Here is a 15,961-nt window from a genome sequence, read left to right as displayed (position 1 = left end):
TTTCCAACTGAACCTACTTTTTCTTCTTCGGCACTTTTTTCAGTGCCTGTTCGAGCTCGTCCGCAATGGGCAATCCCTTGAGCACCTGCTTCCAGTTGACTCGATCTTTCTTGCTCGTTTTCATTACACCCTTGTTGTACTCAAAACCTTCGCTGGTCACATTTTTGATGATGGGGTTCCAGCTGCCTTCGGTGGCATCCCGCACGGCGCCGATAGATGCCCCGCGAATACGTTTCTGCTTGGGGTCGTTTTTATCGATCCGCAAATCTTTGTGATATTTCTTCGGCACGTAGACGATTTCTTTCAGCGAAATGGCCGCGTCGGTTCCAAAGATGGCATGAACGTTTTCAACCGTGCTGCCTTTCCCAAATATACCCGGTTTAAATTTATCGTTGCCCTGATATTTGGTCTCCACATAGCCCGGCCCCATCATGGCTGCATACATGCAGCTTTTTGCGGTCACGCCATCCACTTTAACCACTCCGTTCTGGGCACTGTGCGGCCCCATCACCATCGCCGACATTCCATTTTCGCAATAAATGTTCTTTGCGGTGATATGATGAATTCCACCGTGCTCACCCCCGGACCCGGTTTCCAACCGGAACGTGACCCCGCCGCCGTAGGCTTCGAGATTTTCAAAATGTATGGTATCTCCGCCGTGCATCTGAACCAGTCCATAGCCCGCACTCGAGTCGGTGTTTTTCAGATTCTTAACCAGGCCATCGGTCGGACCATAGACCCCCTTTCCCCGGGTGGCCTTATCCTTGACCGGTGTAAAGACGAATGCGCAGTACGTTGTAAAGCTGTCTTTAACGTAGACATCCGAGATCTGGAAATTTTTCACACCACGGCAGTTCACCACCCGACTACCTTCGCCTTTGCGAGCACCTCGCTCTGAATAATCAACAATGAATTTTCCACCCAACCCGCGAATGCTGACATTTTCGACATACCCGGCTTCGGTACCGGAACTTCCATCCATCGCAAAAACGGCAATTTTCGAACCGTCAGGCCACCAGGGTTTTATCACGGTATCTTTTTCAATCAACAGGTGAACACCGGATTTAAGGTTGATGCCCGAGAAGCTGTACACGCCCTTCGGAAGGATCAAACGTCCTCCACCCTGCTCCGCAACCTGATCAATCGCCTGCTGCAGTTTCGCGCTCTGATCACTTCCGGCGTTGTCATCAACAAAGCCATAATCGGCCTGCAGGTTTTGGGTCAAACCGTTGGAATCCATGGTTTCTTTATAGTCTGCCCTGACCGAAGCGGCCATCGTGCATAAAGCCAATATCATTATGGTTTGTTTCATCATCATTCCTGTAGTTGATGCTATTTTTTCAGTTTAAAAGTTCGGCGGGAGATCGCCTCCGCACTCGGGAAATCTGCTGGAATATCCGTCTGGGCGACCTTCCCCGTTGCGGCCCATTCAACCCCGCGCTGCAGCGTCGTGATAAACCCGACGCACTCGAAGCCCCGCGTATCGTGGCCCAGTGTCGTGTGGAATACCCGGCCCTCGTGATACCGGATGGTCATCAGCATCGGCTCATCGCGTTTCGTCAGCGCGCTTTCGGCGGTTCCCAGAATCGTCAGTTCTTCGGCGGGACCACGCATCAGGGAGTAACACTCGTCGAAAACATGCATCCATGTTTCCGGCAGCCCCTTGCAGATCGGGTGATCCGTCTCGCGCAGGGTCACGAGAAAATCGCAACGCTTGCCGTGTTTTCCGGCAATACCCGGTGTGTGATCGCGTACCACCTCGCCGAGCTTGTTAACATAGATATAAGGGCCATCCTTTTCCGTACGCCCGTCCCAGCCGCCAATACCGATAATCCGGTTATAGGCTTTCCAGTTTGGGAAACAGTTGTCGGCGGCATGGACAGAAACAAATCCCCCGCCATTGCGGACATAGTCCTCGAATGCGACCTGGGTTTCCTCCGGCCACGGCGCGGCGTGATAACCGAAGTTGGAAATAACAACGTCATACTTTGCGAAATCCGGTTTAAAATCCGGGTCCGTTTTTGCCTTGCCCTCAATGCCTTCACCAACGCCGGCAAGAGGCAGCCAATCCGCTTCCAGCGTGCTGTTCATCAGAAACTTGGTCCGGGCAATATCGACCTGAAACAGGCCGGTTTCTTCCAGATACTGTTTCATCATGATGGTCGACTTCGGCCAAACCTTGTGGTTGTTCTGCCCATCAACGATCAACGCCTTCAGCGGTGCCGCCTGAACAAGGCAGGGCACAACAGCCACGACCACGACCACGAGATTGAATAACTTTGATTTCATTGCGAACTTCCTTCTTAGACTGGATTACAGGATGGACAGGATTTGCACTGCGGAGGAACAGATCCTGTTAATCCTGTCATCCTGTCTAAAGTTTTGTTTATTAGCTTTTCCAGAGATCCTCGCCATATTCCCAACCCTTGCGGACGGGCTCTTTAACGAAAGCGTTGAGTTCGGGACGGTTGGTGATCCGCATGTTTTTCGAGTCCCACTCGATCCGGCCGCCGAAACGTTGGGCTAGCACGCCGAGAAGACCAACTTCAGACATCGGCGCGGCATAGTCAAAATTGGACCCCGGTTCAGGGCCTTCGCCCTTGATCGCCTGCATCCACTCGATATGGGGGCCGCCTTTTACACGAGGAATCGTCTTCTCAATTTTGGGGCCTTTCTTAAATTCAACATGGGCCGCCTTCGTTGCTAATCGAGGCCCGGTCGATCGGGCGTTTACATACCCGTTGTTCTTGTCGCCATACCAATACGATCCGCCCTTTATTTCGCCCATGTCCCAGTCATCGGGTTTCTTAATTGAGGGGCCACCATTCAGCGTTCCATCCGTCCAGTACATGGAACAGGGCACCTTGTTTCCGCGAGCGGGAAAATCGAAACGAACGATCGACCAGTCGGGAGCCATGCCCGTCAACGATTCTTTACGATCAACACATTCAACGACCGTCGGTTCATACAGATCCAGCGTCCATACCGCGGCATCGGCCGTATGACAGAACCAATCACCAAACTGGCCTGTGCCGTAATCGAGAAAGCCACGCCACGTCTGCGGGTGGAAGATTTCATTATATTCGGTAAATTTAGCCGGCCCGATCCACTGATCCCAATTCACATTGCCCGGAATCGGCTGCTTGGCCAGCGGCATCGCGGACGGTTTCTCGAAATATTTTCCGCCCCATTGCGGGCCGGCGTGTCCCATATGAACTTCGCTAACCTGACCAAACACCCCGGCGTCATACATTTCACGCATAGCACGGATGCCTTCGCCGGTATGCCCCTGATTCCCCATACAGGTCATCAGGCCATACTTGTGCTTGGCCTTTCTTAAGGTCCGCGCCTGCCAGATGTTGTGGGTCAATGGCTTTTGCGTGAAAACGTGAATGCCGCGTTGCATGGCATCGATCGTGGCGGGAAAGTGATTATGATCCGGGGTGTTGACCACAACGCCATCAATCTCCTTGCCCATCTTGTCGAGCATTACTCGGTAATCCGAAAAGGTCGGCGTGCCCTCATGCCCCTGCGGGAAGCGATTGCTGTCGATATCGCACATGGCCACCACGTTTTGACCGTGTTCTTTGACAGCCATAAACGCCCCCTGGGCGATACCGCTGCAACCGATCATGGCAATATTGAGCTTACTATTGGCTGACGAACCGGATTTTCCTATGGAAAAAAGCGGGATCGCAGTAGCTGCGACGGCACCTGTTTTTACGATAGTTCGACGGGACGTTTTCATCTTTCACCTCTTTGGAGATCGCACTTGCACTCAAAACCCTGCGGTTTATGTCAATACACACCTGTATCAGGCATTTTCCGCATTCATAACTATGTACAAGCCGAACTCCGGCATCGAAACAGAAAGCCCGTATTTTCCCGCATACACCTTTGTAGTCGCTTCGCAGCGAAGCGGAGAGGGCCCGGAGCGTTTGGATATTCTCTCCGCTTCGCTACGAGAACACTACAAAGAACCGTTCACTTATATGCGCAGAATAGGCACAGGGTCAGGGCACAGGGTCAGGGCACAGGGTCAGTCCCGTAATCTAGTAATCTTCTAAACACTGGAAAGATGAAAAATCGCCAGTTCTTCCTACGTCCAAACATTGGAAATGCGGTAAAGACATAGCATCTACTGGTTCCAAAGGTTGGAAACTTTTCCGGATGCGCGGCAAGGAACCTCCGTCATTTTTCCGTCCAACAGGTCATACCGGTCGTTAAAGCAAAGGGTCAGGGCAAAAGGTCAGGGCGTTGCATGATCGCCACGGAACAGAAATACGATGGCCAATCAACCAGAGGCCGCACCTCCAGTTTTAACAACGGGAAAAACACCCCCGAGGAGTTTTTACCTTTAGTTCTCAATGAGAAGTCGTGGTGCTCCCCATTTACCATCCCCTTTGATCTCGTACTCTCCGACCTCTAAATACTTTTCCAATATTAGAAATCTAAAAACCGGGCTTTCCTTTCCAGTATAAAAAGAGTCTACCTGCTTCCAGCCGGAACGATCTAGCTGACGATTTGCCGTCTCAAGTGTGACAAGTGTCACCATCCCTGCTTCCTTTACTTTAAACACCAGTGGTTCAGCTGAACGGAGAGTCATCTTCCAGTCGGAATATGCTTCAGGTATATTGAAGAAGATGACGTAGTTATTGCTGTCAGGAACCGCTCTAGCTTCGTTTTTGAACCGTGTTTCAGGAACTCTGCAATATAACTTTGCCCGTTGCTTCCGATCAATTTCGCCGGCGTCCGGAACTTTTGCGTCAATAGCGACAATTTGCATGTTTTCGATATACGCTATTGCCTTGTAGTTTCCATTTGCTGCGTAGTTCTTTTTCAACTTGTCCAGTTCTCGGTTGTAGGCTGAGTCTATCTCTTCTGTTTTTTTATCTCGTAGGATTTTAAGGCGCTTAACTTCGGGTGGCATGTCGTCTGAATAACCAATGTTGGCAATCGTAGATATGATGATTATCAGTAGTAGTTTTTTCATACTTTCCCCATAGTGTGTTTCCCATAGAAGTGCCTGTATTACGCACTGCCATGCATGCTGCTACACGCCAAAACAGCGTACTCCCCATGCGTGATTTGACAAGGGTAAAACAAGACACTCCAGGAGTTGCAAAAATGCCCCATAATGCTCCGGCTTCGAGTCGTCTTGCACGCGGCCACAGTTGGTCCTTGTAGATTTCAGGATGGCTTGACTGAGGAATTAGTTGACCAAGTCTTTGTAGGTGTTCGGGAGTTGTCAAAGTCCTCTGTCCACTCCCCGCCTCACATCTCGTCTAATTCATGGAGACTTGATTAACTTCTCTGGAACAACGTACGGGTTTCTCTCCTCTTTTCCCGTGCGTTGTTTTTTTATGCCCATACGCATGAAACCATTCCTGAATATTTTTGAACATTTTCCGACAGGACGGTCTAAGACCCTAACAACTCCCTGATAAACAGGTTTTCTTCTTTTTTCCTGTTTAAACAGCGCATGGATCTCCCCCTTCCGTGCGCTGTTTTTTTATGCCTTTTAAACCAAATAGATATCCGCTCAATCATACATCGGCCCAACCATCCCCTCCTCTAGCCGAGTAGACTTGCATTTTGGACAGCGGGGCAATCCATCAACCGTGTACCTGCCTCCACATTCACAAGGGCCAGCAAAGTCCGAAATCCCTCGATGATACTCCTCTTCTGTTATCGAAGTAACCGGGGCATGCTTACGGACGTATTCATCGTATTCCAAAGTCGCAACACAATAGCACCCATCCAACCCTTTGAGGTATTGAAGGTGCAATTCTCCTAGCTCGTCAAAAGCTATCTGCTTCGAGTCACCGCATTGATCACAGCGCAACAGATGAAAAGTAAATCCACCTCCGTAGCTCTCCCAAAAGGTATAGCCGCAATCTAGGCATTTTGTTTCAGCGTGATGTCCCATTATTATGGTTCCTAATTTTCATCCGGGCCAATAATACTGGCCGTTACATCCTCAGAAGCTTCTGAGTGAATCAGCTTGCGAACCCTGGCCAGCTCCCTGTTCTGCACCGCATAGCATCCACGATGTGCATAGTGAATTGTCTCGATCACTTTTGCATTCGGAACCATTTCACGGATCGCCGTTGCAAAGCGATGTGTTTGCTTTCCCGAAAGAATGACAACATCCGGCATAAGCAGTCGGACCAAAGCGGAAGTATGTTGCTCAAAGCAATGGCAAAGCATTCGTGCGGGATACTTGTTCCTTCTGGTGGCACACCAAGCAATATTGCCGAATGCAATTTTCTCCAACTCTAACCCGAAACCACCCAGATAGAATTTGCTCAGTCTACCCCTGCCCCAGTTGGGAATATCCTCGCCCTGATGGGCAAATATCTCTTCCAGCCCACCATCACCGGCGGCATAGGCATGCAGCAGATTCCGAAATCTAGTATCAGCATCATCTTTTCGGCTCTCCCCACTGCCCGGATTGAGCATCAGAATCAATACCTTCGGAGACGCTTTCCAGTATTCACTGCCAATCCATCTGGGCTGGGCAATATCAATGAGAGGAGCCTCTACACCAATCTGATTAAAGCAATGGCGACACTTCATAGCACGTAGGCACAGGTCTGAAAATTCGGGTAACTTTGATTTCACTTATCCCACCAATCCCGGAACCTTCTGCTTCAATAGACGAATCAACGCATCATCCATGTACTCGTAATTATCCGGAATGCCCAAACACACTACTCGTTGATCCTTTATTGATGCCCCGAACTTCTCCTTAAGCTTCCTGCGGTGCATAGACTCCATCACGAACACGATATCAGCCCATTCCAAATCCTCTGCCGACAACTGAACCTCGGCATCCTTAGCCAGCCCGGCAGAACGTACCAACCACCCTTGACGGTCACAGAAGATCGTTTCCGCCGTAGGGCTGCGCAGTCTGTTGCGACTGCATATGAAGAGGATGTTTTTCATGATCGGCATTATTCCTAAACGGATGTGTACGTCTTCAACATTCGTATCGTTAAGGCCATCACAGACCGCAGGTAAACCTTACTCTGTTTTACTTGCAGAAGCCAGAGGGGGAGGCGTACTCGCTTGCTCACTTGCGATGCTTTTAGCTTTCTTCCCACCAGCAACAGCAATCAAGTTTTCAACAATCTCTTGCGCTATGTAATCCGCAATAATAGGAGCGGCCTTTTCGTGAGCAATCGGGGTTACATTGTCGTCGTAATTTATGAAAACAAACCCACCGATTAAAGGTATTATCCCGAACTCAAGCCAACCTATTTCAGTCCATGTACGATTAAATGATGCGTGCCGAATGTCCAAAGAAACGGGAACAGCAAATGAGTTTATCTTTTCCCCTGTATTTCCGTCTGTAATTAAAACCATGAAGTCATGGTTAATTTCGTAATTATATCCATGCCATGCAGGTGTAAATATCAAGAATCCAGGCCAATTGATGAGGAAGTTCCACCCCGATCCTTTATACTCAGAATTTACCGTAATGGTCGCAATGGCATCTACGTCTCCATGTCCGTTCATTATCGCTGTCGTGGCATGGACGTTGTATTTCCCCAGCGAGTCAGCGACCGCTTTAACAAACTTCTTTCCTTCTGCTGTTTTTACATCCGCTTTAATCCCAAGCGACGTGGGTTGCCTCAGTGAATTAAGAGAAACATTCTGGTACATGTCCATATTCTTAATAGCCAATTGATGAGTGCATCCCGATAAAACGGAAAGCGACATTAACATTGCAAGGGGTATGGTCTTTATCATTATATTCCTTATGATGCGTTTAGGTGATTGATAAATGTCAAACATCTTTGTATTTCACTCAACTCTTAATAGCCAAGCGAGCTTTATAAGACAAAGTCTAAACAGGTCTGAGGCCGCATTGAATTCTATTGTTCATAGGCCATAATTCACGTGTAAATCTCACTTAAAGCATCTATTAGTTTTTGGCCAGCCACACTATCCATTCTTTCCTTATAGTCACTCGCGATAGTGCTTATTCTAGCATCGTCGAATTCGTATAAGTACGCTATCAACACTTCAGCAAAGGCGTTCATGAATACACCGGGTTTCCCCCGTATTCTAAAATAGAACGATGATACAGATTCCGAATCAAAAATTTCCTTGTCTTTGAACTCAGGTATTCCTTGCCTCTTGATCTTCTCATCTATGACCCCTGAATGCTTGATGTTATTATTCACGGTTCTTAGGCAGTTAATGGATTCATATTCCATTACATTACCAAGGGGAATGCCGTTACTATTTAGAAAGGATTTTACATTCTCCCACTGGAACAAATCCCTCTTGTTAACATCGGAGAAAGCTTCCGCAATGAGATCTTTCAATATAATTTCAAAATCCTTGAATAAGCATACGACCCTCATGCTGCCAACCGACAGCAGTCGCTCTTCATTCATGTCAAAATCGTAGTATAATTCTCCCATCTGCTCATATATAGCGATATCACCATCACAAGGCCGTTCAGCCTCGCCCCCATCAACAACAGACACTCCATTTCTGTCAACTTGTTCATGTGTTAAACTGTTTTTGAGGGCATCTATTTTCATCTCAAGTGAAGCAGATTCATTTTGCATTTCGGCAATTCTGGGCTCCACAGCATCGTCAAACCAATTTTCAAAACTGCCGGCAAGGCTTCGCAATCTGTTTTTTTTAAGGGAAATGGGAGAGGGTAAATTTTTCATTCTAGATTTTCTTTTCATGTGTATTAATCCATTTTTATGAACATGCCACTTCGGCAGTTTGAGGGTGCCTTACCCCGCTGCTTACGGCGTCTGTATTCAAGTAATGAAGATACCCCGTCTGCTGGCAGCGGGGAGCTTCATTAGGAGGCATGAGTTTCCCTTCTGAAGTTATTTAGATCGGTTCAAGTAAGCCGCTGCGCGGCAGTTAAACAATCCCTGTTAATCATATAGCTTCCACTCTGAAAGAGGACGTATTCAGCGTCCTCATAACAGAGCGAAAGGAAGCTGATATGAACAACAAATTACAAAATAAGATGATAGAGGACATGCAGCTGTGTGACTACTGCGATCGTACACAAAAATCATACTCGCGCGCGGTGCGCCAACTCTCCAACTTCTGGCATGTGCCGGCAGAGGAGATCGCGGAACAGCAGGTGCGTGAATATTTCCTGTATTGTAAAAATGACCAGGGCTGGAGTGCATCGACGATGCGCATTGCCTACAGCGGGATTAAGTTTTTCTATACCCACACTCTCCCGATGGACTGGGAGACGCTTCGGCTGCTGAAGATCAAGCGCCTGACTACGCCGCCGACGGTTCTTAGCATTAACGAGGTCCGCCTGATTCTGGGCACGGCACGTACGCCTCAGGCCCGCGCGTTTCTGGCCACGGTGTATTCGTGCGGCCTGCGTCTGCAGGAGGCACTGAACCTTACGGTTCATGATATCTGCAAAGAACGCATGACACTCCATGTCCGCCAGGGCAAGGGCGGGAAGGACCGCTATATTCCTTTGCCGAAATCCACCTATAATCTGTTGGTTGAATATTGGAAAACACATCGTAATAAAGCCCTGCTTTTCCAGGCGCTTGGCCGTGATCGTAAAAAGGGACGCACGGCGACCACGCCCATGGCCCGCTCGTCGGTTCAGCAAATGATGCGCCGGATTCTTAAAGAGCTCCCCAAGATAAAAAAACACGCTACGCTTCATACGCTGCGGCACTCCTATGCCACGCATCTGATCGAGGCGGGCGTTAACCTGCGCATTGTTCAGCAGTATCTCGGTCACAGCTCCCTTGAAACCACCATGATCTATCTTCATGTCACCGACATGGGCAACAGTGATGCCGCCGCGCGCATCAACCGCCTGATGGGAGGGCTCGACGATGCCTAATCCCATTCAGAACCTTTTCCAGACTCACGGCGCGGCCTATCTTGCGCGCTTCGGTGCGGACATGCCCTCAAATCATCGGAAGGTGATCCGGGCTATCCGCAACTGCGGCACCGGTGCTTTCGGCCAACATTCATTTTCGTGCGACGGTTGCGGCGAAAGCCACTATGCCGACAGCTCCTGCGGCAACCGGCACTGTCCGACCTGCCAGGCCGGAAAGTCGGATGAGTGGTTGATCAAGCAGCTTGAGAAGGCGCTGCCGGTTAATTATTTCATGATCACCTTCACCGTGCCCAAGGAACTCCGCTCGCTGATCCGGTCCAACCAAAAGGCGGCTTATTCCGCGCTCTTCAAAGCGGCCTCCGGCGCTCTGAAAAAGCTGGCGAAAGATCCGCGCTTTGTCGGATGTGAAACCGCCGGGTTTACCGGCATCCTGCACACGTGGACGCGACAGCTTGAATACCATCCGCACGTGCACTTCATCGTGCCCGGCGGCGGGCTCTCAAAAGACGAGACCGAATGGAAAAGCTCCGGTGCTGAGTTTTATATCCATGGCAAACCGCTCTCGATAATCTACCGCGCCAAGTTCATGGAGCTGCTCAAACAAGCAGGGCTCGCCGCGCCGCCGTGCGTGTGGAACCCCGACTGGGTTGTCGATGTCCGCAACGTCGGCAACGGCCAGCGGGCGCTCAAGTATCTCGCGCAATATGTCTTTCGCGTGGCCATCGCGCCGAGCCGAATCATCCGCGTGGCCGACGGCGAGGTGACCTTCAAATACAAACCTTCCGGTTCCAAAGCCTGGAAAACAATGAGCCTCAAGATTTTCGAGTTCATGCGGCGCTATCTTCAGCACGTCCTGCCGCACGGGTTCATGAAGGTGCGGCACTACGGATTCCTCGCGTCCAACTGCCGCGTACCGCTCGAGCGGATTCGCGAACTCATCTGCGCGCTCTATGAGATTCTTGTCGAGTTGCTGCCCCCCGGGAAACCACCGCACCGTAAACCCTGGAAATGCAAAACCTGCGGCGGTCTCATTCGCTGGCGTGAGTTTATCCCGTGTCCGCGCGGCACGGGCTAGTAGACCGACTGTTTCAGCCCGCAGCCGGGACGGCCGCGACACGATAAAGGCCTCCCGCTTCCAAGCTTTGGAAGCGGCAACGCAGCGGTCTGTCCAGACGTTTGAAAAATGGAAAAACAGTCGAAATTCAGGATAAAAAAAGAGAGAAAGAAGCTCGGAAAACGATACCTGCACTCGCAGGCATCCTCTTTTCCTCATAACGAATAACGAATAACCGATACCAGCGGCAAAGCCGCTTAAGCATTGCCCTATATATAAGGGGGGCCCTTCCTCCACGGATGATCAAGCGCGTCTCCGACGCTTTAATCATGCCGCCTCTCCGCAGCTTACATGAACCTGACAATGATGCTGATCGTTCCCTTCGTGCCTCAGTACAGATCACTTCATTGCTTTATTGTTGTGCTTGGAACCCAGCTAAACTCAAATAAGCCTATCATGAATATTTATTTTTATTCAGAATAAATGCTGAATAAATGCTGAATAAATATCAAAAGACAGTATAGTTTTCTAGTTAATGCGAAACAGCATTGATGTAAAGATGTGGCGAATATGTTTTCCGGGTTTTGTCTTATTCATCTGTAGTCAGGGAGCCACGGAAGAGAATGGTTGCAGCTAATAACCGAGGATCGATAAATGAAAATTGACGGAAGTGCATATTCTATTTCCGAATTGCGAGAGATGCTCCAACGCAAAGATTTGCTGGTTAATCGAGAATACCAACGGGGTTCACGCTTGTGGCCAACGGGGGCTCGGAGCTATTTTATAGATACCATTTTGACAGAATTCCCATTTCCGAAATTGTACTTTTATGAATATCTGGATCGCGAGGTTCGAAAGACGAAACGAGAGATTGTCGACGGCCAACAGCGAATAACTGCAATCATGGACTTTGTCGATGGCAAGTATGCTTTGACAAACGTATCCCAACGATACCACGGGAGCCGTTTTTCAGATCTTGATGAGGAAGTACAGGATAAGTTTTTTAGTTGCCCTGTTCCTGTGGATGTAATTAGGAATGCAGAAAAATCCGATATTCTTGAGATGTTCCGAAGAATGAATGCATATACATTACCTTTGAATGACGCAGAGAAACGACACTCCTCATATCAGGGAGCATTTAAATGGTTTATCAATGAATCAGCCAGTGAGTTTACTCCCATATTTATTGAGTATGGCATTTTTACCAAGCGACAAATTGTACGTATGGCAGATGCTGAACTACTAGCCGAGATGGTACTATCCTTAGAGCAGGGCATCGTGAGTAGCAGTAATGTGGGGCTTTCTAATTTATACAAGAAATACGATGTGGAATTTATTCTGGAGAGCGAATACCAATTCAGGCTAGGCGAGTTCTTCAGCTATGTCACCAATAACTTAGGCGTACTCCGCAAAAGCTTCTTGATGAAGCCATACGTGATGCACTCCCTCTTCTGTGCGAGTATGCACAATAAATATTGCGCTTAGCCCCGATTTCAGGACCACCGGCTTAAGTGGAATCTGCGTCCTTAAAATGATAAAAAAGGACGCATGGATATGGGAAGAAAACGTAGGACATTCACGGACAAGTTCAAGGCCAAAGTGGCTGTTGAAGCGATCAAGGGCATCAAGACTCTCAACGAGCTGGCTTCGGAATATCAGGTTCATCCGAACCAGATTTCGGACTGGAAGAAACAGTTGCTTTCAAATGCTCCAGATCTTTTTGCATCGGGAAAAAAGAAGCAGGCAAAAACTGAAGAGGAGCTGACGGCTCCACTTTACGAGGAAATCGGTCGACTGAAGATGGATGTGAAGTGGCTCGAAAAAAAGCTCTGAGCCTGCCGCTTTCAACACGTCGGAGCTGGGTGGCCCCCAGCCCCGATTATTCGGTTCGACGACAGTGTCGGCTGGCAGGCGTCCCGAGGTCGGGCCTCTACTATCAACCCGCACCGGAAACAGCGGAGAATCTCCGATTAATGCGACTCATTGATGAGCGATACCTGTTGCATCCTGAATATGGTTATCCACGCATGACGGACTGGCTTCGAGAAAAGGAAAATGAGGTCAGCTACAAGCGGGTGGCCCGTTTGATGCGGACGATGGGGCTTCAAGCTATTACCCCCGGGCCGCACACGAGCAAACCCGCGTCAGGGCATAAGATATACCCGTATTTATTACGTAACGTGGAGATTGAGCGAGTGAATCAGGTGTGGAGTACGGACATCACCTATATCCCAATGCGTAACGGATATATGTATTTGGCTGCCGTGATCGACTGGCGCAGCCGCTATGTGCTCTCCTGGGAGCTTTCAAGCACAATGGATAGCCTGTTCTGTATCGATGCTCTTGAATGCGCTCTGCGGCAAGGAACGCCTGAGATATTCAACACGGATCAGGGGGCACAATTTACATCGAGCGGCTTCACGGGCGTATTACTCGACAAAGAGATCACCATCAGTATGGATGGGCGCGGACGGGCGCTGGATAACGTTTTCATCGAACGACTCTGGTGGTCCGTGAAATATGAAAAGATTTATCCTCAATCCTATAGCGACGGACATTCATTACACCAAGGGCTAAGCAGCTATTTTGAGTATTACAATAACGAGAGAAAGCACAGTGCTCTGGACAAGCGAACGCCCGTTGAGGTATTCAAGGAAGGAGCACTCAGCACATGATCGCAAGTGATGCCGTCGCTTCGCTCCGCCCTCGGCCCTCCGGGCCGCCCCTTCGGGGACGGGCTCCGCAAAGCGACGGCATCATAAAGGGGCGGCCTTATTGGCCGCCGGAACACGGAACAGGGAACCGCAGGTTCCACCTTAAATTCGCCGATCCGTGGTCGAAGATTGGGGGTAGGCGCATATGGTCTACCTAATATTGAGCAAAAAACGGGTTTGGCACCGATTGGATCTCTTGCGGGGGAACCTGAACAAGCGCTCTTATCTTTACAGGCATTATCTTTGGCCCATGAAAGCAAGGAATTGGAAGGAGAGTTTAGCAAATATGTATGGGGGTGCATCGGAGGAACAAACCGAGAACCTCGACGCATTGAACGGGTGAAATATCTAGCCCTTGCTTTGCGTGGCGAACTACTTACGTAACGCTTGTACTTGTGGCACACCTTGAACCAATATTTAGACGGTTTGGACATCGGCTTGATGTTCTAGAAGACATCTTTGCGCGTTGGGTGGTAAATAAGCCGTCTACGTTACAAGAATCTGATATTATGTTTTTTGAGGGGTTAATATCCGCTCTCTGGCAACACTGGTCACTCTTCTGCCGTCGAATTGTCTTTGAATCTTCCATGGGTTGCACAACTCGGACCGGAAGCGTGATCAAAGGGTGCGTAGCCCCATCAACATGGGAAAGAGTCTCATATATCGCATGTCGTGCGCGTAGAGGAGCAGGTGTCCCGGCAAGTTGCAATACGGATTTAAAAAAAGAACCCACATGGGGTGATGTGCAGAAGTTACAGAGCATTATCACGGTGATCGCACCTCAAAATTCAAACTACCTAAATTCATGCTTCGGCTCCATCTCTCGGGGGCCTGCACATGTTCAGATTATTCGTAATGCTGCATCACATCGGAACTATCAGACTTTTAAGAATATTAAGAAATTGTGCCCCTACTACAATGTTCTGCCCATGCATCACCCGGCAGAGGCTGTTATCTGGGAAGAGCCTATCTCGCAGGATTACGCTTTTATAGCGTGGATAGATGAGATGCGGATTATTTCCGATTTGGTAACCAACTAGCCGAAGAAAACTTTTCAAACGCCAGTCCTTAAGCCATTTATAATTTACTCCACGACATCCAAAAACATGCCCGAACATGGTCGCACCTATTGTAACCCTCATTGTAACCTAGGCAAAAAAAGCGGGCAGTGATTTTATAAATCACTGCCCGCTAGGGTATTACAAATTGGCGGAAAGGGAGGGATTCGAACCCTCGGTACCGCGTAAGCAGTACACCGGATTAGCAGTCCAGCACCTTCAGCCACTCAGTCACCTTTCCGCACCAAATTGAAGGCGATGAAGATAGTTAACCGCCCTACCCTTTGCAAGGGGTTTTTAGCACGAAAATATAACCACCCCAAAGGCGGCCCGCTCATGGGCGTATTTTTTACAAACAGGGATTCTGTTGTCTTGTATTTCCGGGCGTTCGCAACCACTATTCCACGTTCTTTTTCAACTCTTTTTAAATCAACAATAGGCAGCTAGTTATGAATCCTTGGGTACTGCTCGATGAAGCAGAAGTTCCTGGCGACGGCGGAAAAATGAAGCTCTATCAACGCGCTTTCGAATTTTCGATCTCGGTAAAGAACGACGAACTAATGAACAGCCGAATGCACGGCTCGGAGGACGCTTTGGCGGAGCTGGCCTGCAAGCATGTGGCGGACCGGCCGACCCCGCGGGTTTTGATCGGCGGACTCGGCATGGGCTTCACCCTGCGCGCGGCGCTGGAGCATCTGGGCGCAAACGCCGAGGTGGTCGTAGCCGAACTGGTGCCCGCCGTCGTAAAGTGGAACCAAAGCCATCTGGCTGATTTGGCCGAGCGCCCGCTGGAAGATTCGCGGGTGGAAGTTCGGGTATCGGATGTCGGGCTGGTCATTAAGGAGCAAACGGAGGCCTACGACGCCATTATGTTGGATGTCGACAATGGCCCAGACGGACTGACGCATGAAGGCAACGACCGGCTTTATTCGCGGGGCGGCCTAAACGCCGCAAAAGCCGCACTGAAGCCGGGGGGCATGCTGGGCGTGTGGTCGGCGGAGCCCGATCCAGCATTCACCAAGCGCCTCAGAGGCGCGGGTTTCAAGATCAAGGAGGTCACGGTACGGGCGCGCGGCAAGCGCGGCGGCCGGCGGCATACCATCTGGCTGGCCGAAAAAAAAGCGTAGCCCTACAGCGTGGATGATTGGATGGGGGGAATATTGGATTTCTGGAAGAAACTGCGGTGCGAAAGTTGTTGCGCGTCACCCCGTAGGTGACATGGAGAGTTTTTTTCGAAACAGTCATCCAGCACACGGAGTGAAGCGAGAAA

General features: G+C 49.6%; 13 protein-coding genes and 1 tRNA gene. 5 read left to right on the top strand and 9 right to left on the bottom strand.

Annotated elements, in window-relative coordinates; translation table 11 throughout:
* Positions 1–13: 13 nt before the first annotated feature.
* The 8 genes from SCARR_RS00585 to SCARR_RS00550 form a co-directional block, all read right to left on the bottom strand.
* Positions 14–1,312: a glycoside hydrolase family protein gene (locus SCARR_RS00585; RefSeq protein ID WP_136059603.1), complete on the bottom strand. Its 1,299-nt coding sequence runs from the start codon at positions 1,310–1,312 to the stop codon at positions 14–16.
* Positions 1,313–1,332: 20 nt separating this feature from the next.
* A complete protein-coding gene (locus tag SCARR_RS00580) occupies positions 1,333–2,289 on the bottom strand; it encodes a ThuA domain-containing protein (protein WP_136059602.1) in 957 nt (318 codons plus the stop codon).
* A 100-nt stretch (positions 2,290–2,389) separates the two neighbouring features.
* Positions 2,390–3,748, bottom strand: a complete 1,359-nt coding sequence (locus SCARR_RS00575) for a Gfo/Idh/MocA family protein (RefSeq protein ID WP_136059601.1) — start codon at positions 3,746–3,748, stop codon at positions 2,390–2,392.
* Between the two features lie 609 nt (positions 3,749–4,357).
* Positions 4,358–4,993 carry a hypothetical protein gene (locus SCARR_RS00570; protein ID WP_136059600.1) on the bottom strand — a complete coding sequence of 212 codons (636 nt, stop codon included), beginning with the start codon at positions 4,991–4,993 and terminating at the stop codon, positions 4,358–4,360.
* Between the two features lie 947 nt (positions 4,994–5,940).
* Complete coding sequence (locus SCARR_RS00565; protein ID WP_136059599.1) at positions 5,941–6,624, bottom strand: hypothetical protein; 684 nt, start codon at positions 6,622–6,624, stop codon at positions 5,941–5,943.
* Entirely contained in the window at positions 6,625–6,948 is a 324-nt protein-coding gene (locus SCARR_RS00560) for a low molecular weight protein tyrosine phosphatase family protein (RefSeq protein ID WP_136059598.1), read from the bottom strand.
* A 78-nt stretch (positions 6,949–7,026) separates the two neighbouring features.
* Positions 7,027–7,755 carry a hypothetical protein gene (locus tag SCARR_RS00555; RefSeq protein WP_136059597.1) on the bottom strand — a complete coding sequence of 243 codons (729 nt, stop codon included), beginning with the start codon at positions 7,753–7,755 and terminating at the stop codon, positions 7,027–7,029.
* Positions 7,756–7,901: 146 nt separating this feature from the next.
* A complete protein-coding gene (locus SCARR_RS00550; protein WP_136059596.1) occupies positions 7,902–8,711 on the bottom strand; it encodes a hypothetical protein in 810 nt (269 codons plus the stop codon).
* Between the two features lie 272 nt (positions 8,712–8,983).
* Here SCARR_RS00550 and SCARR_RS00545 point away from each other — a divergent pair, with 272 nt between their 5' ends.
* The 4 genes from SCARR_RS00545 (at position 8,984) to SCARR_RS00530 (ending at position 13,594) form a co-directional block, all read left to right on the top strand.
* Complete coding sequence (locus SCARR_RS00545; protein WP_136059595.1) at positions 8,984–9,865, top strand: site-specific integrase; 882 nt, start codon at positions 8,984–8,986, stop codon at positions 9,863–9,865.
* The gene (locus SCARR_RS00540) at positions 9,858–10,940 is read left to right on the top strand and encodes an IS91 family transposase (RefSeq protein ID WP_136059594.1); all 1,083 of its coding nucleotides are present in this window, start codon (positions 9,858–9,860) and stop codon (positions 10,938–10,940) included. Before SCARR_RS00545 ends, SCARR_RS00540 begins: the two co-directional genes overlap by 8 nt.
* Before the next feature lie 633 nt (positions 10,941–11,573).
* A complete protein-coding gene (locus SCARR_RS00535) occupies positions 11,574–12,404 on the top strand; it encodes a DUF262 domain-containing protein (RefSeq protein ID WP_136059593.1) in 831 nt (276 codons plus the stop codon).
* Positions 12,405–12,473: 69 nt separating this feature from the next.
* Positions 12,474–13,594, top strand: a protein-coding gene (locus SCARR_RS00530) for an IS3 family transposase (RefSeq protein WP_407984754.1) whose coding sequence is annotated in 2 segments (ribosomal slippage) — positions 12,474–12,737 and positions 12,740–13,594 — 1,119 coding nt in all. Because the reading frame shifts where the segments join, the coding sequence is not laid out codon by codon here.
* 1,246 nt (positions 13,595–14,840) lie between these two features.
* Here SCARR_RS00530 and SCARR_RS00525 read toward each other — a convergent pair.
* A tRNA-Ser gene (locus SCARR_RS00525) sits at positions 14,841–14,932 on the bottom strand.
* 208 nt (positions 14,933–15,140) lie between these two features.
* Between SCARR_RS00525 and SCARR_RS00520 the strand changes: the two genes are divergently transcribed.
* The gene (locus SCARR_RS00520; protein ID WP_136059591.1) at positions 15,141–15,818 is read left to right on the top strand and encodes a spermidine synthase; all 678 of its coding nucleotides are present in this window, start codon (positions 15,141–15,143) and stop codon (positions 15,816–15,818) included.
* Positions 15,819–15,961 lie beyond the last annotated feature (143 nt).

The sequence above is a fragment of the Pontiella sulfatireligans genome (genome assembly GCF_900890705.1).
Classification (GTDB): domain Bacteria; phylum Verrucomicrobiota; class Kiritimatiellia; order Kiritimatiellales; family Pontiellaceae; genus Pontiella; species Pontiella sulfatireligans.
The sequence above is the reverse complement of the archived record's forward strand: the minus strand, read 5'-3'. Positions and strand labels throughout refer to the sequence as shown.

What these genes read in the sequence shown, in the direction of transcription:
- SCARR_RS00585 (WP_136059603.1), bottom strand. Translation starts at nt 1,312, where the DNA reads ATGAAACAAACCATAATGATATTGGCTTTATGCACGATGGCCGCTTCG.
- SCARR_RS00580 (WP_136059602.1), bottom strand. Translation starts at nt 2,289, where the DNA reads ATGAAATCAAAGTTATTCAATCTCGTGGTCGTGGTCGTGGCTGTTGTG.
- SCARR_RS00575 (WP_136059601.1), bottom strand. Translation starts at nt 3,748, where the DNA reads ATGAAAACGTCCCGTCGAACTATCGTAAAAACAGGTGCCGTCGCAGCT.
- SCARR_RS00570 (WP_136059600.1), bottom strand. Translation starts at nt 4,993, where the DNA reads ATGAAAAAACTACTACTGATAATCATCATATCTACGATTGCCAACATT.
- SCARR_RS00560 (WP_136059598.1), bottom strand. Translation starts at nt 6,948, where the DNA reads ATGAAAAACATCCTCTTCATATGCAGTCGCAACAGACTGCGCAGCCCT.
- SCARR_RS00555 (WP_136059597.1), bottom strand. Translation starts at nt 7,755, where the DNA reads ATGATAAAGACCATACCCCTTGCAATGTTAATGTCGCTTTCCGTTTTA.
- SCARR_RS00550 (WP_136059596.1), bottom strand. Translation starts at nt 8,711, where the DNA reads ATGAAAAGAAAATCTAGAATGAAAAATTTACCCTCTCCCATTTCCCTT.
- SCARR_RS00545 (WP_136059595.1), top strand. Translation starts at nt 8,984, where the DNA reads ATGAACAACAAATTACAAAATAAGATGATAGAGGACATGCAGCTGTGT.
- SCARR_RS00540 (WP_136059594.1), top strand. Translation starts at nt 9,858, where the DNA reads ATGCCTAATCCCATTCAGAACCTTTTCCAGACTCACGGCGCGGCCTAT.
- SCARR_RS00535 (WP_136059593.1), top strand. Translation starts at nt 11,574, where the DNA reads ATGAAAATTGACGGAAGTGCATATTCTATTTCCGAATTGCGAGAGATG.
- SCARR_RS00520 (WP_136059591.1), top strand. Translation starts at nt 15,141, where the DNA reads ATGAATCCTTGGGTACTGCTCGATGAAGCAGAAGTTCCTGGCGACGGC.